This window comes from Microbispora sp. NPDC046933 (assembly GCF_040644635.1).
Taxonomy (GTDB): Bacteria; Actinomycetota; Actinomycetes; order Streptosporangiales; family Streptosporangiaceae; genus Microbispora.
Map to the genome: position 1 here is coordinate 14,062 of NZ_JBEYWW010000039.1, position 14,430 is coordinate 28,491.

12 protein-coding genes and 1 riboswitch are annotated in these 14,430 nt (G+C 71.3%); of the genes, 2 read left to right on the plus strand and 10 right to left on the minus strand.

The window, feature by feature from the left end:
• Nucleotides 1-10 precede the first annotated feature (10 nt).
• A riboswitch (guanidine-III (ykkC-III) riboswitch) is annotated at nt 11-74 on the minus strand.
• A gap of 176 nt (nt 75-250) precedes the next feature.
• Entirely contained in the window at nt 251-2,074 is a 1,824-nt protein-coding gene (locus ABZ857_RS36660; protein WP_357052922.1) for an acyl-CoA dehydrogenase, read from the plus strand.
• Nucleotides 2,075-2,210: 136 nt separating this feature from the next.
• Here ABZ857_RS36660 and ABZ857_RS36665 read toward each other — a convergent pair whose 3' ends face one another.
• Nucleotides 2,211-3,722, minus strand: coding sequence for a sodium:solute symporter family protein (locus tag ABZ857_RS36665; protein WP_357052925.1), 1,512 nt, complete (start codon nt 3,720-3,722; stop codon nt 2,211-2,213).
• Between the two features lie 392 nt (nt 3,723-4,114).
• Entirely contained in the window at nt 4,115-5,278 is a 1,164-nt protein-coding gene (locus ABZ857_RS36670) for an MFS transporter (protein ID WP_357052928.1), read from the minus strand.
• A 136-nt stretch (nt 5,279-5,414) separates the two neighbouring features.
• Here ABZ857_RS36670 and ABZ857_RS36675 point away from each other — a divergent pair, with 136 nt between their 5' ends.
• Entirely contained in the window at nt 5,415-5,870 is a 456-nt protein-coding gene (locus ABZ857_RS36675; RefSeq protein ID WP_357052931.1) for a MarR family transcriptional regulator, read from the plus strand.
• Here ABZ857_RS36675 and ABZ857_RS36680 read toward each other — a convergent pair.
• From ABZ857_RS36680 to ABZ857_RS36715, 8 genes are all read right to left on the minus strand, one after another.
• Complete coding sequence (locus ABZ857_RS36680; protein ID WP_357052934.1) at nt 5,867-6,220, minus strand: Dabb family protein; 354 nt, start codon at nt 6,218-6,220, stop codon at nt 5,867-5,869. The two genes, ABZ857_RS36675 and ABZ857_RS36680, sit on opposite strands and share 4 nt — an antisense overlap.
• Nucleotides 6,221-6,289: 69 nt before the next feature.
• A complete protein-coding gene (locus tag ABZ857_RS36685) occupies nt 6,290-7,309 on the minus strand; it encodes a TIGR04500 family putative peptide maturation system protein (protein WP_357052937.1) in 1,020 nt (339 codons plus the stop codon).
• Nucleotides 7,306-7,506 (minus strand): hypothetical protein, encoded by a 201-nt coding sequence (locus ABZ857_RS36690; protein ID WP_357052940.1) that lies wholly within the window; start codon nt 7,504-7,506, stop codon nt 7,306-7,308. The genes ABZ857_RS36685 and ABZ857_RS36690 overlap by 4 nt, the downstream gene beginning before the upstream one ends.
• A gap of 161 nt (nt 7,507-7,667) precedes the next feature.
• A complete protein-coding gene (locus ABZ857_RS36695) occupies nt 7,668-9,092 on the minus strand; it encodes a dihydrolipoamide acetyltransferase family protein (RefSeq protein ID WP_357052943.1) in 1,425 nt (474 codons plus the stop codon).
• 16 nt (nt 9,093-9,108) lie between these two features.
• The gene (locus ABZ857_RS36700) at nt 9,109-10,083 is read right to left on the minus strand and encodes an alpha-ketoacid dehydrogenase subunit beta (protein WP_357052946.1); all 975 of its coding nucleotides are present in this window, start codon (nt 10,081-10,083) and stop codon (nt 9,109-9,111) included.
• Complete coding sequence (gene pdhA / locus ABZ857_RS36705) at nt 10,080-11,171, minus strand: pyruvate dehydrogenase (acetyl-transferring) E1 component subunit alpha (protein WP_357052948.1); 1,092 nt, start codon at nt 11,169-11,171, stop codon at nt 10,080-10,082. The genes ABZ857_RS36700 and pdhA overlap by 4 nt, the downstream gene beginning before the upstream one ends.
• Before the next feature lie 208 nt (nt 11,172-11,379).
• A complete protein-coding gene (locus tag ABZ857_RS36710; RefSeq protein WP_357052952.1) occupies nt 11,380-12,993 on the minus strand; it encodes an amidohydrolase in 1,614 nt (537 codons plus the stop codon).
• A 19-nt stretch (nt 12,994-13,012) separates the two neighbouring features.
• Entirely contained in the window at nt 13,013-14,329 is a 1,317-nt protein-coding gene (locus ABZ857_RS36715) for an MFS transporter (protein WP_357052954.1), read from the minus strand.
• Between the last annotated feature and the right edge of the window lie 101 nt (nt 14,330-14,430).

Below are 14,430 nucleotides of genomic sequence, written 5' to 3' on the forward strand. Positions count from 1 at the left end.
TGGGGCAGGGAGTGCGTCGTCTTCGCTTTCCGGGTACGGCGCGTCTCGTCCGGGAGGGCATCGGATGCCTCTCTGCCGTAAAGCTAACACAGCATCGGGTCCGCGAAGTCTCCGCATCTGGTCAACCGGCCCGAGGTGGCAGTGCGAACCATGACAGGGCTTGCATATCGCTAGTTACTCGTGGGTAGCATCATCCCAGGGTTACTGACCGGTATGTAACTCCCCGCCATGGTTCTAGGAGCGCACACAGATGGGTCACTACAAGAGCAACCTCCGCGACCTGGAGTTCAACCTCTTCGAGGTGTTCGGGCGCAGGGAGATCCTCGGCACCGGCCCGTTCGCCGAGGTGGACGAGGACACCGCGCGAAGCGTGCTGGACGAGGTGAACCGGCTCGCCACCGGCCCCATCGCCGACTCGTTCGAGGACGCCGACCGCCACCCGCCCGTCTTCGACCCCGCCACCCACAGCGTGACCATGCCGGAGAGCTTCAAGCGCTCCTACCAGGCCTGGGTGGACGCCGAGTGGTGGCGCCTGGAGCTGCAGCCGGAGCTCGGCGGCACGCCCGCCCCGCGCAGCCTGGTGTGGGCCATGGCCGAGATGGTGCTCGGCGCCAACCCCGCCGTGTGGATGTTCGCCTGCGGCCCCGCCTTCGCCCGCCTGCTGTTCGAGCTCGGCACCCCGGAGCAGAAGCGGTTCGCCGAGATGGCCGTCGAGCGGCGCTGGGGCGCGACCATGGTGCTGACCGAGCCCGACGCCGGCTCCGACGTGGGCGCCGGCCGTACGAAGGCGATCCGGCAGCCCGACGGCACCTGGCACATCGAGGGCGTCAAGCGCTTCATCACCAGCGCCGAGCACGACATGGCCGAGAACATCTTCCACCTCGTGCTGGCCCGGCCCGAGGGCGCCAGGCCCGGCACCAAGGGCCTGTCGATGTTCCTCGTGCCGAAGCACCTGGTGGACCTGGAGACCGGCGAGCTGGGCGAGCGCAACGGCGTGTACGTCACCAACGTCGAGAAGAAGATGGGCCTGAAGGTCTCCACGACCTGCGAGCTCACGCTCGGCGAGAAGCACCCCGCCATCGGCTACCTGGTCGGCGACGTGCACGACGGCATCCGGCAGATGTTCATGGTGATCGAGCACGCCCGCATGATGGTGGGCGCCAAGGCCATCGCCACGCTGTCCACCGGCTACCTCAACGCGCTCGACTTCGCCAAGAACCGCGTCCAGGGCGCCGACCTCACCCGCTCGGGCGACAAGACCGCCCCGCGCGTCCCGATCACCCACCACCCCGACGTACGCCGCGAGCTCATGCTGCAGAAGTCGTACGCCGAGGCCATGCGGGCGCTGGTCATCTACACGGCGACCATCCAGGACCAGATCCAGATCGCGGAGTTCGAGGGCCGCCGCGACGAGGCCGCCGAGGCGCTCAACGACCTGCTGCTCCCGCTGGTCAAGGGCGTCGGCTCCGAGCGGTCGTACGAGCTGCTGGCCCGCTCGCTGCAGACGCTCGGCGGCTCGGGCTTCCTGCAGGACTACCCGATCGAGCAGTACATCCGCGACTCGAAGATCGACTCGCTGTACGAGGGCACGACCGCGATCCAGGGCCAGGACCTGTTCTTCCGCAAGGTCCTGAAGAACCAGGGCGCGGCGCTGGGGGCGCTGCTCGGCGAGATCAAGACGTTCGCCGCCTCGGAGGCGGGCAACGGACGGCTGAAGGTCGAGCGCGGCCTGCTCGACGAGGCGGCCGACGAGGTCAAGGCGATGGCCGACACGATGGCCGGCTGGGCGATCGCCTCCATGGAGACGCCGCAGGAGGTCTACAAGGTCGGCCTCAACACCACCCGGTTCCTCATGGCGCTGGGCGACCTGGTGCTGGGCTGGCTGCTGCTGCGCCAGGCCGAGATCGCGCTGAACGCCCTGTCCGCCTCGGAGGAGGACAAGGCGTTCTACACGGGCAAGGTCGGGGCGGCCTCGTTCTTCGCGCAGACCGTGCTGCCCCGCCTGGCCGCCGAGCGCCGCGTGCTCGCCGCCACCGGCCAGGACCTCATGGAGCTGCCGGAAGAGTCCTTCTGATCTGCTTCTGGTTCGGCACGGCCGCCGCCCACGATCTGGCGCGGCGGCCGTACCGCGTTTCGGGGCCGCACCGCTCCCCGGGCCGGTCAGGTGAACGCGGGGAGCGGTGCGGCGGTCAGTGGAGGCACGCGCACCCTCAGGCGGACGCGGGAAGCGGCCGGGCGGCGCCGTCCTCGTCGGTGTTGACGGTCTGGAGCAGTTCCTCGCGCTCGGGGGTGTTCTCCGGGCGGACGAAGCCGATGATCGTGAAAAGCACCAGCGAGGTGGCCACCGGCGCGGCCGTCGCCACGGCGGTCGAGACGTCGCTCATGCCGTAGTTGGTGAGCCAGAAGACGAACAGGCCGGCCGCCCACGAGACGAGCGCGGCCGTCGGGCCTGACCTGCGGAACAGCGGCAGCATGCCGAGCAGCAGCGGGATCGAGATCGGGCCCATGAGCCCGGCCACCCACTTGATGACGACCGTGATGATGTCCTTCAGCACCGGGCTGTTGACCTGGGTGGCCACGGCCATCGACAGCGCGATGAACGCCACCGTGGTGACCCGGGCCGCGACCAGGCCGGCCCTGGTGTCCCAGGCCCGCGCCGCGCGGGACAGCACCGGGATCACGTCGCGGGTGAAGACCGAGGCGATCGCGTTGGCGTCGGAGGAGGCCATCGCCATCGTGTGCGAGAAGAAGCCGGCGATCACCAGGCCGAGCAGGCCGTGCGGGATGAGCTGGGTGGTCAGCAGCGCGTACGAGTCGCTCGCGTCCGCCTTGGTCGCGTGGACCAGCAGCGGCGCGGCCCACATCGGGAAGAACAGCAGCAGCGGCCAGACCGCCCACAGCACGGCCGACAGCCGGGCGCCGCGGGCCGCCTGGGCCGCCGTCGGCGCGGCCATGTAGCGCTGGGCCTGGTTCCACATGCCGCCGTTGTACTCGAACGTCTTGATGAACAGGAACGCGAGCAGGAACGTCACGGTGAACGGCCCGTTCAGCGGCTGCGCGTGCTCGGGCGGCAGCCGGTCCCACATGCCGCCCACCGCGCCGATGCCGCCGAGCTTGGCGAGGACGGCGAAGAGCATCACGACACCGGCGAGGAGCTGGATGACGAACTGCCCGAAGTCGGTGAGCGCGTCGGCCCACAGCCCGCCGACCGTGCAGTAGACGGCGGTGACGACGCCGGTGATCAGGATGCCCTGGTTGAGCGACAGGCCGGTGAACGTCGACAGCAGCGTGGCGATCGCGGCCCACTTCGCGCCGACATCCACGATCTTCAGCAGGCCGCCGGACCAGGCGAGCGCCTGCTGGGTCGGCACGTTGTACCGCTTGGCGAGGAACTCCAGCGGCGAGCTGACCCTGAGCTTCGAGCGGATCCGGTTCAGCCTCGGGGCGAACAGCACCGAGCCGATCGCGATGCCGATCGCGATCGGGAAGGCCCAGGTGACGTACGAGGTGGCGCCGTAGAGGTAGGCGATGCCGGCGTACCCGGTGAACATGACGGCGCTGTAGCCGGACATGTGGTGCGAGATGCCGGCCAGCCACCAGGGCATCTTGCCCCCCGCGGTGAAGAAGTCACTGATATTGCCGATGCGCCGGTGCGAGTAGACGCCGATCCCCACCATGACGATGAAATAGGCGCCGAGAACGTACCAGTCCAAATGGTTCACGCGCGTCGTACCTCCGGGTGAACGGCGGCACCCGGACCGACAACCGCCTGGCCTCGTAACGATGCGCCCGTCCCCTGTCCGCCGTCAATGGCGGGTACGCAGGTCACGAACGCACTGGAGACCACATCGAGACCGTGACGCAGGTCATAGCCAGTTCATGTTTCTGAACCAGCTTCGCGTATCTGAATCGTTATCAGGCGTGGCCTTGATCTCGCACGGGGCGGGGGGTGAAAGTGTGCGGCGAAATGAGGTTCCAGCAAGCGGCACAGAACGGACCCGTCACCGCCTGGCACCGGTGATCGTCCGGCATGGCACGTGCGCGACCGGGAGGACGAGGGGCGCCGGCCCGCTCGCCCTTCGCGTGAGCATGCCCGGGAGTGTGAAGGAGAAGGTCAGACGGCCGCGACCACGGCGGAGCGGCGTTCGAGGGCGGCCGACAGGACGGCGAGCACGAGCGCGGAGGCGGTGAGGAGGGCACCCACCCAGTTGGGCGCGGTGTAGCCCAGACCCGCCGCGATGACGAGGCCGCCGAGCCAGGAGCTCAGGGCGTTGCCGAGGTTGAAGGCGCCGATGTTGACGGCCGAGGCCAGCGTCGGCGCGCCGTGGGCCAGGTCGAGCACGCGCTTCTGCAGCGGCGGCACGGTGGCGAAGCCGAGCGCCCCGACCAGGGTGACGGTCACCGCGGCGAGGATCTTGCTGTGCGCGGTCAGCGTGAAGGCGGCGAGGACGACCGCGAGGGCGCCCAGCGAGACGTACAGCATCGGCATCAGCGCCCGGTCGGCGAACCTTCCGCCCACGAGGTTGCCGGCGACCATGCCGAGGCCGAAGAGGACCAGCAGCCAGGTGACCGCACCTTCGGGGTAGCCCGCCACCCGGGTCATCATCGGCGCGATGTACGTGATGGCCGCGAAGACGCCGCCGAACCCGAGCACGGTCATGCCCATCGCCAGCAGCACCTGGACGTCGCGGAGCGCGGCCACTTCGTGACGCAGGCGTACGCCCTCCGGGCGCGGCATCTCGGGCACGAGCGCGGCGACGCCGATCAGGCCGACGGCGCCGAGCCCGGCGACCACGGCGAAGGTCGTCCGCCAGCCGGCGACCTGGCCGATCAGAGTGCCCAGGGGCACGCCCACGACGTTGGCCACGGTCAGGCCGGTGAACATCAGCGCGATCGCCGCGGCCCTCCGATGCGGAGCGACCAGTTCGGCCGCGACCACGGAGCCGATGCCGAAGAACGCGCCGTGCGCCAGCGAGGCGATCACCCGGCCCGCCAGCATCACTCCGAAGCCCGGCGCGAGGGCCGACAGCAGGTTGCCGGCGATGAACAGCCCCATCAGCAGCATCAGCACGCGCTTGCGGGACATGGCTGTCCCCAGCACGGTCATCGGCGGGGCGCCGACGACCACGCCCAGGGCGTACCCCGTGACGAGCAGGCCGACGGTCGGGATGGAGACCCCGAGGTCGGACGCCACCTGCGGGAGCAACCCCGTGATCACGAACTCGGTGGTCCCGATCCCGAAGGCCCCGATGGCGAGGGCTACGAGTGCGAGAGGCATGAGGACGTCCCCCAACGATTGCAGGAGCAATTAACAGGCGCCGACAATAGTTGCAGACGCCGAATACTTGCAAGCGCGGGCTATTGCATGGGTGGGGTATCCTCGTCCCAGTCACACGCGTACGGAGGGAGAGTCGATGACGGCCGCCGATCCCGCCCTCACCGCACTCGCGCAGGGCTGGTGCGCGCTCTCCCTGTTGCACGAGAAGATCGAGGCGCACATCGAACGCGCCCTGCAGAGCAAGCACGGCCTGAGCGTGCGGGAGTACTCCCTGCTGGAGACGCTCAGTCGGCAGCACGACGGCCCCGGCGGCCACCTGCAGATGAAGCAGGTCGCCGACGCCGTGGTGCTCAGCCAGAGCGCGACGACGCGCCTGGTGACCCGGCTCGAAGAGCGGGGACTGCTCACCCGCTACCTGTGCCCCACCGACCGCCGTGGGATCTACACCGACGTCAGCCCGACGGGCCTGGCGCTGCTCGCCGAGGCCCGGCCCACGAACGACGCCGCCCTGCGGGAGGCACTCGACCAGGCGGCCGAGAACCCCCGGCTCGCCCCTCTGGTCGAAGCGGTCGAGTCACTGCATGCGCACTAGAGGACGTACTGCACGGCCGCGCGGGCGGCGAGGATCGGCGTGATGCACTCGTCGATCACGGCCCGGTGGGCCGGGTGGTCGCGGTAGACGACGTAGTCCTCCGCGGAGTCGAAGTCGGCGACCACGGCGAAGGAGAAGTTGCCCTGGTTGACGCCCGCGTCCGAGCCGATCTGGTAGGCGCGCAGCTCGGGGATGACATCCGGCAGCCCGCCCAGCCGCCTGGCCACCTCGGCGCGCTGCTCCTCGGTGGCGTCCTCGGTCCACTTCAGCAGCACGACGTGGCGGAACATGCACTCCCCCTGGGACGCGACCCGCGCGGCCCCACCGGCCGCGCTCTTCACGGCGCTCATCCTCTCATCCCCCGCGCCGCGGGGCGGACCCCGCCCCGCGGACGCCGCCACCTCGTCCGCTGACTGGTCTCAGAGCCAGTGCCACTCGATGGAGGCCCGCCTGCGCCGTGCGGCGAGCCACGCTCCGAAGGCGGTCTCGCCCGCCGCGGCCAGCGTCTCCGGGTCGTCCCGCGCCACCCGGCGCTCCAGCACGATCCCGGTCAGATAGCCGTCGCCGTACGCCACCGGGCCGATCAGCGTGTCGTGCGCGGCGTGGCGCAGGGGCCCGGGCAGATCCCTGGCCCACCGCTCACCCACGGTCACCACGGCCTCCCCGCAGCCCACCAGGCCGCCCACGCCGCGTAGCAGCTCCCCGTTCACCGGCTGCGAGCCCGACACCCACAGGGCGCGTACGCGGTCGAAGTCGCAGCGGTGGGCGGCGAGGTGGGCCGGTGCGAGCTCGGCCTCCTTGCGCCGCCGGAAGCGCCGCCGCCGCGCGATGCCGGCGATGAACGCCTCGAACTGCTCGCCGGACAGCGACATCTCCGCCAGCCAGGCCAGCGTGGAGGCGCGGTCGCGCAGGCCGTGACCGGCGCGGAACTCCTCGGCGGCGGCCCGGATGTCGGCCTCGTCGAGGGGCTCGCCGTCCTCCAGCGTCTCGTTCATCAGCAGGCACTGCTCGACGATCTCGTCGTGGACGTCGCGGTCGCCGTACGGCCGCCGGCGCGGCAGCATGAGCGCCTCGGCGACGCGCAGGCGCACGCGGTCGACCGTGACCAGGTATCCGGCGGCCCAGTTTCCGGCGGCCCAATTTCCAGCGGCCCAGTGGACCGGGGACTCGGCCGTCCAGGGCACGCCGACGTCCGGCGAGGCGGACAGGGCCACCGTGCCGCCCTCCGGATGTTCGACGAGCAGGTCGTAGTCGACCAGCGGGCTGTCCGGACGCAGGCCGACGACGAGCTGGGCCCGCGCGTCCGGGTGGGTGGCCGCCCACGCCGCGGCCAGGCTCCTGGCCTCGGGAACGGCCGCACGGCGGCGGCGCAGGCCGCGCAGCAGTTCGACGGCTTCGGCGAGGACCGCGGCGAACGCGGTCACGGATACGGCGGTCATGCCGCCGACCGCCCGGTGCTCTCCCCGGCCGGGGCCGCGGCCGGCCGGCGGGGGCCGCGGGCGAGGGCCGCCGTCACCCGTGACCCGGCGGGAAACTCACCGCTGTCCCAACGGGTCACGGGGACGCCCAGACGCTCGATCTTCGGGATGACGCGGCGCACGGTGGTGTCCTGCCGGTCGCTCAGGATGAGGATCACAAGCGAACGGTAGGAATCCGAGCTTGAACCTCACTGGTTCGGATCTTGCATCCTGCTTGCGTTGCCTCGGAAACGCACGACGACCCAGCCCGCGCCGGGGGCGCCCCTCCGGCTCGCGGGGCGTTCTCCCACTCGCCGTCGGGGCGCTTCTTCGTACCTCCTCAGCTCCAGGCGAGCATGCGGAGAGGGTCCTCCAGCATGGCGCCGACGTCGCGCAGGACGTACGAGCCGAGCTCGCCGTCGACCACGCGGTGGTCGAACGACAGCGCCAGCGTGGTGACCTTGCGGACCGCGAGCTGCCCGTCGACCACCCAGGGCATGTCCCTGATCTGGCCCACGGCGAGGATCGCCACCTCTCCGGGATTGAGGATCGGGGTGCCCGCGTCGACGCCGAAGACGCCCACGTTGGTGATCGTGATCGTGCCGCCGCTCAGCTCGGCGGGCTGGCACTTCCCGGCCCGCGCCCGCTCGGTGAGCTCGCCGAGCGCCCGGGCGAGCTCGGGCAGCGACATCGCGTCGGCGTCCTTGACGTTCGGCACGATCAGCCCGCGGTCGGTGGCGGCGGCGATGCCGAGGTTCACGTAGTGCTTGACCACGATCTCCTCGCCGGTCCACGCGGCGTTGACCATCGGGTGCCGCTTGACCGCGGTGATCAGGGCCTTCGCCACGAGCAGCAGCGGGGAGACCTTGACCTCGGCGAACTCCGGCAGCGTGCGCAGCCGCCTGACCGCCTCCATCGTCTCGGTCACGTCGACCTGCAGCCACTCGGTCACGTGCGGGGCCGAGAACGCGCTGGCCACCATCGCCTGCGCGGTCGCCTTCCTGACCCCTCTGACCGGGATGCGCTCCTCCCTCGCCCCGGCCTCCCGCCGCACGGCGGCCGGAGCGGCGGCGGGCGCCGCCACCGCGGCCTCCACGTCCGCCCGGGTGATCGACCCCTGGGGGCCGGTGCCCGTGAGGGTGGTCAGGTCGACGCCGAGGTCCTTGGCGAGCTTGCGGACCGGCGGCTTGGCCAGGACGCGTGCCCGTGCAGGCGCCGCGGAGCCGTCGCCCTGGACGGCACCGGCCGGAGCGGGAGGGGTCGGCGGGGGCGCGGCGGTCCGGACGGGCGGAACCGGCACAACCGGCGGAGCCGACGAGACCGGTGGAGCAGACGAGACCGGCGGGGCGGACGCGGCGGGCGGGGCCGACGCGGCCAGCTTGCGGGGGCGGCGGCGGGTGGCGGCCGTCTTGACGCCGTACCCGACCAGCACCGGCTGGCGCTCCTCCTTCGCCGGGGCGCCGTTCCGCGGGTCCGGCACCATGTCGTCCGCCAGCGCCTCCCGGCCCGCGTCGGCGCCACCGCCCTCGCCGTCCTCGACCGAGATGATCGGGGCGCCGACGTCCACGGTCTGGCCCTCGCTGACCATCAGGGCGGAGACGGTGCCCTCGTACGGGCACGGCAGCTCGACGACGGCCTTGGCCGTCTCGATCTCCACGATCGTCTGGTTGATCTTCACCGGGTCGCCCGGGGCGACGTGCCACTTGACGATCTCGGCCTCGGTCAGTCCCTCGCCCACGTCGGGGAGCCTGAACTCACGGAGCATGAGAAGTCCCTCCCCCTCAGTACGCGAACGAGCGGTCCACGGCGTCGAGCACGCGGTCCAGGTCGGGCAGGTAGTGGTCCTCCAGCCGGGACGGCGGGTAGGGCGTGGAGAACCCGCCCACCCGCAGCACGGGCGCCTCCAGGCTGTAGAAGCAGCGCTCGGTGACGCGCGCGGCGATTTCGGCCCCGAAGCCGGTGAAGACGGGGGCCTCGTGGACGACCACGCACCGCCCGGTCCGCGTCACGGACTCGGTCAGGACGTCCACGTCGAGAGGGTTGAGCGAGCGCAGGTCGATGACCTCGATGTCCCGCCCGTCCTCCTGCGCCGCCGCGGCGGCCTCCAGACAGGTCTTCACCATCGGCCCGTACGCGACCAGCGTGACGTCGCGGCCCTGCCGTACGGTGCGGGCGCGGTCGAGCGGCAGGCCGGGGGCGGCGAGGTCGACGTCGGCCTTGTCCCAGTAACGGCGCTTGGGCTCGAAGAAGATGATCGGATCGTCGCAGCGGACGGCGTCCTGGATCATCGTGTACGCGTCCACGGGGTTCGAGCACGCGACCACCCGCAGGCCCGCGGTGTGGGTGAAATACACCTCGGGCGACTCGGAGTGGTGCTCGACCGCCCCGATGCCGCCGCCGCAGGGGATGCGTACGACGACCGGCAGCTTGAGCGTGCCGAGCGACCGCAGCGGCATCTTGGCGAGCTGGGTGATGATCTGGTCGGCGGCCGGGAACACGAACCCGTCGAACTGGATCTCGCAGACCGGCCGGTAGCCGCGCAGGGCCAGGCCGATCGCCGTCCCGATGATGCCCGACTCGGCGAGCGGCGTGTCGATCACGCGGTCCTCGCCGAAGTCCTTCTGCAGGCCGTCGGTGACGCGGAAGACGCCGCCGAGCTTGCCGACGTCCTCTCCCATCACGAGCACCTTGGGGTCGTCCTCCATCGAGCGGCGGAGGCCCTCGTTCAACGCCTTGGCGAGGGTCAGTGTGGTCATCGTTCGAACCCCGCCAGGTAGGTCAGGTACTGCTCGCGTTCCTCGTCGAGGAGTGGGTGGGCACCGGCGTACACGTGATCAAAGATAGCCCCGGGCGGCGGGTCGGGCAGCGCAAGGCACCGGCTTCGCACGTCCTTGCCGAGCGCGTCGGCCTCGGCGTCGATCTTCTCGAAGAACTCCTGGTCGGCGAGCTGGTTCTTGAACAGGTACGCCTTGACCCGCTCGATGGGGTCCTTCAGCTTCCACGCCTCCAGCTCGTCGGCCAGCCGGTAGCGGGTCGGGTCGTCGGAGGTGGTGTGCGCGCCCATGCGGTAGGTGAACGCCTCGATCAGCGTCGGCCCCTGCCCCTCGCGGGCGTTGCGCAGCGCGCGGCGGGTCACGGCGAGGCAGGCGAACACGTCGTTGCCGTCCACCCGGATCCCGGGGAAGCCGAAGCCGGACGCCCTCTTGTAGAGCGGGATCTTCGACTGCTTCTCCAGCGGCTCGGAGATGGCCCACTGGTTGTTCTGACAGAAGAACACGATGGGGGCGTTGAACACGGAGGCCCAGATGAAGGACTCGTTCACGTCGCCCTGGGAGGTCGCGCCGTCGCCGAAGTAGACGATCGTGGCCGCCTCGGCGCCGTCGCGCTGGATGCCCATGGCGTACCCGACCGCGTGCAGGGTCTGGGAGCCGATGACGATCGTGTAGAGGTGGAAGTTGTGCTCGGCCGGGTCCCATCCGCCGTTGCTCACGCCGCGGAACAGGCCGAGCAGCTTGACCGGGTCGACGTCGCGGCACCAGGCCACGCCGTGCTCTCGATAGGTGGGGAAGACCATGTCGGCGTCCGTGAGCGCCCGGCCCGAGCCGATCTGGGCCGCCTCCTGCCCGAGCAGGGACGCCCAGATGCCGAGCTCGCCCTGCCGCTGGAGCGCGACGGCCTCCAGGTCGACGCGGCGGACGAGGACCAGGTCACGGTAGAGGGAGCGGACCTCCTCCGCGGTCAGCTCGATGTCGTAGTCGGGATGCTCGACCCGCTCCCCTTCCGGGGTGAGCAGTTGGACGAGCTCCGGGGGTGCGTCTACACCACGAGGGGCGTCGGCTGTCACGTGCCACTCCTGTGCGTCTCGGGCCCTCGCGGGTGGGGTCACCCCCGCGGGAAGGCCGGGTCGTCTGGCGTACGGCCGCTGGGGTGGGCGACCGGGCGCATATGGGGACATCGTGGCAGAAGTCACACCCCTTAGCGCAAGACCCCGCCCGCCCGTCCACACTTCTCCGATTCCCGGACTGTGAGACGCCACACCCCTGCGTCACGCCTCAGGAGCGGTGGACCACTCGTCCGCCCAGCATCGTCAGCCACGCGTCCACCCCCGCCAGCTCGTCCACGCCGAGGCGGTCGAGGTCGTGGTCCAGGACGACGACGTCGGCCAGCTTGCCCGGCGTCAGGGAGCCGATGCGGTCCTCCATCCGCAGCGCGTACGCCGCGTCGGCGGTGTGGGCGCGCAGCGCCTCGTCCAGGGTGACGGCGTGGTCGGCGCCGATGGGGTCGCCCTCCCGGGTGCGCCGCCGCACGGCGTTGGCCACGGTCTCCATCGGCCGCAGCGAGGACACGAACGAGTCGCTCGACAGCACCGGGCGGAGCCCGGCGTCGATCTCCTCGCGCATCGGCTGGAGCCGGTGGGCGCGGCGCTCCCCCAGCCGCCGTACGAAGTCCCTGCCGCTGTCGTGCAGGAAGTTCGGCTGGTTGACCGGGATCACGCCGAGCGCGGCGAAATCGCGCACCTGGTCGGGCGTCGGGTGGCCGCAGTGCTCGATGCGCGGCCGGGCGTCGTCCCCCGACACGGCCACCGCGGCCTTGATCGCGTCGAGCGTGTAGGCCATCGCGAGATCGCCCTGCGTGTGGATGCCGACCTGCCAGCCCGCCTCGGCCGCCCGGCGGACGAGGTCGGTGAGGCGCTCGGGCCGGTGATAGGTGGAGCCGGTGAACTGCCCGCCCTCGCCGTACGGCTCGCTGAACAGGGCGGTGCCGCCGAGCAGCGTGCCGTCGCAGTAGAACTTCATCGCGCCCAGGCGCAGCATGTCGTCGCCGAAGGGACCGGCCAGGCCGAGCGCGGCCAGGTCGTCCAGCATGTGCGACAAAGGCATGCAGACCGTGCGCACCGGCAGCGTGCCCGCGGCGTGCGCGGCCCGGTAGATCGACAGCTCACGGCGGGACACCTGGGGGTCGCACACCGTCGTGAGTCCCGCCGACAGGTACCTCTCACCGGCGGCGGCGAGCCAGGACAGCAGCTGCTCCGCCGGGAGATCGGTGTGGAAGTTGGGGCCGTGACAGCCGATGTCCACCGCGGTCGGCAGCAGCAGCTGCATCGCGGAGTCCAGCACCATCCCGGTGAGCCGGCCGCCCTCGTCGCGCAGGAAGGCGCCGCCGACCGGGTCGGCCACGTCCGCGGTGATGCCCCGCCACGCCAGCGCGGCGGAGTTGACCACGGCGTGGTGGCCGGAGACGTGGTAGACGATCACGGGGTGCTCGGTCGTCGCCTCGTCCAGGTCCCGGCGGGAGGGCCGGCCCCCGGGGAACTTCGCGTCGTCCATGCCGAACGCCCTGATCCACTGGCCCGGCGGCGTACGCTCCGCCTCCGCGGCGATCACCGCCACCAGGTCGGCGGCGCTCCCCACGGCCGGGTAACGGGCGTCGACGGACACCAGGGACTCGGCCGTGGACAGCAGGTGGTTGTGCGGGTCGATGAACCCCGGCAGCACCGTGCGGCCGCCGGCGTCGATCACCTCGGCGCCGGGTCCGGCCACGGCCGACACGTCCGCGTCCCGGCCGACGGCGAGGACGCGGCCGTCGCGTACGGCCAGGGACTCTCCCCTGGGCGCACCGGGGTCCATGGTGCGGACCTTGGCGTTGGTGATGACGATCGCGGACAAGACTCCTCCAACTACTGGATCACTGGGAGACGGCGGGAACGCCGGAGACGGCCGAGGTGTCGCGGTGGCGTGGCGCGACGGCCAGGCAGACCACGCTGAGCAGGCACATCCCGATCAGCAGCCCGATGGCGGGCGCGGGCCCCCCGCCGCCGGCCTGGACGAGGGCGGTCGCCGCCAGCGGCGAGAGCCCGCCGAAGATCGCCCCGGCCACCTGGTAGGCCAGCGACATGCCCGTGTAGCGGACGTTCGGGGGGAACATCTCCGCGAGCAGCGTGGCCATCGGCCCGTACGTCGCGGACATGGCCAGCCGCATGAGGCCCAGCATCAGGAAGATGAGGACCGTGTTGCGCGTCCCCATGACCGTGAACTGCGGCACCGCCAGCAGGGCCACCGCGACCAGCCCGGCGATGACGACCCGCCGCCCGCCGACCCTGTCACCCAGCCATGAGATGGCGAGCGTGGCGACGAGTTCGACGAACGCGGCGAAACTGAGCCCGTTGAGCACCACCTGCTCGTCGACGCCGACGTCGGCGCCGGTCGCGTACGCGAGCAGGAAGGTCGTCGCGATGTAGTAGCCGCCGATGGCCACCGGGAGCGCCCCGATGCCGAGCAGCACGGGCCGCCACGACGACCGCAGCACGGCCTTGATCGGAAGCTCCGCGGCGGCCGCGGGCGCGCTCTCACGCCGCTGCCTGACCTGCTCGAAGACCGGCGACTCCTCGACCCGCAGCCGGATGAACATGCCGACGAGCACCAGGACCGCCGAGACGAGGAACGGCACCCGCCAGGCCCACTCGCGCAGAGCCTCGTCGCCGAGCGAGGTCATCAGGCTGAACGCCCCGGTCGCGAGCAGGGCGCCCGCGGAGTTGCCGAGCTGGGCGAACGACCCGTAGAAGGTCTTCTTCCCCTCCGGGGCGTGCTCGACCGCCATCAGCGCCGCCCCGCCCCACTCGCCGCCGACGGCGAGGCCCTGGACGAACCGCAGCAGCACCAGCAGCGCGGGCGCGGCCGCTCCGACGGAGGCGTAGGTGGGCAGCAGTCCGACGGCGAAGGTCGCCACGCCCATCATCAGCAGCGTGACGACCAGCGCCGACTTGCGGCCGAGCCGGTCGCCGAAGTGGCCGAACACCACGCCGCCCAGGGGACGCGCGAAGAACCCGACGGCGTACGTCGCGAACGCCGCCATGACACCGACCAGCGGATCGGTGGACGCCGGGAAGAAGACGCCTCCGAAGACGAGGGCGGCGGCGGTCGCGTAGACGTAGAAGTCGTACCACTCGATCGTGGTGCCGATGAAGGCCGCGAACGCGGCCCGGCGGGGAGTTCGTCGGTCCATGAGGTCCTCCGGGTGGGGTTGGGGGTTGGAGAGACCGTAAGACCAGGTCAGACGCGAGCACTGTGGGCGATGTGCACTATCGTCGAGGCTTTCTCGGGCGA

What these genes read in the sequence shown, in the direction of transcription:
- ABZ857_RS36700 (WP_357052946.1), bottom strand. Translation starts at nt 10,083, where the DNA reads ATGACCACACTGACCCTCGCCAAGGCGTTGAACGAGGGCCTCCGCCGC.
- ABZ857_RS36680 (WP_357052934.1), bottom strand. Translation starts at nt 6,220, where the DNA reads ATGAGCGCCGTGAAGAGCGCGGCCGGTGGGGCCGCGCGGGTCGCGTCC.
- ABZ857_RS36660 (WP_357052922.1), top strand. Translation starts at nt 251, where the DNA reads ATGGGTCACTACAAGAGCAACCTCCGCGACCTGGAGTTCAACCTCTTC.
- ABZ857_RS36675 (WP_357052931.1), top strand. Translation starts at nt 5,415, where the DNA reads ATGACGGCCGCCGATCCCGCCCTCACCGCACTCGCGCAGGGCTGGTGC.
- ABZ857_RS36685 (WP_357052937.1), bottom strand. Translation starts at nt 7,309, where the DNA reads ATGACCGCCGTATCCGTGACCGCGTTCGCCGCGGTCCTCGCCGAAGCC.
- ABZ857_RS36715 (WP_357052954.1), bottom strand. Translation starts at nt 14,329, where the DNA reads ATGGACCGACGAACTCCCCGCCGGGCCGCGTTCGCGGCCTTCATCGGC.
- ABZ857_RS36695 (WP_357052943.1), bottom strand. Translation starts at nt 9,092, where the DNA reads ATGCTCCGTGAGTTCAGGCTCCCCGACGTGGGCGAGGGACTGACCGAG.
- ABZ857_RS36670 (WP_357052928.1), bottom strand. Translation starts at nt 5,278, where the DNA reads ATGCCTCTCGCACTCGTAGCCCTCGCCATCGGGGCCTTCGGGATCGGG.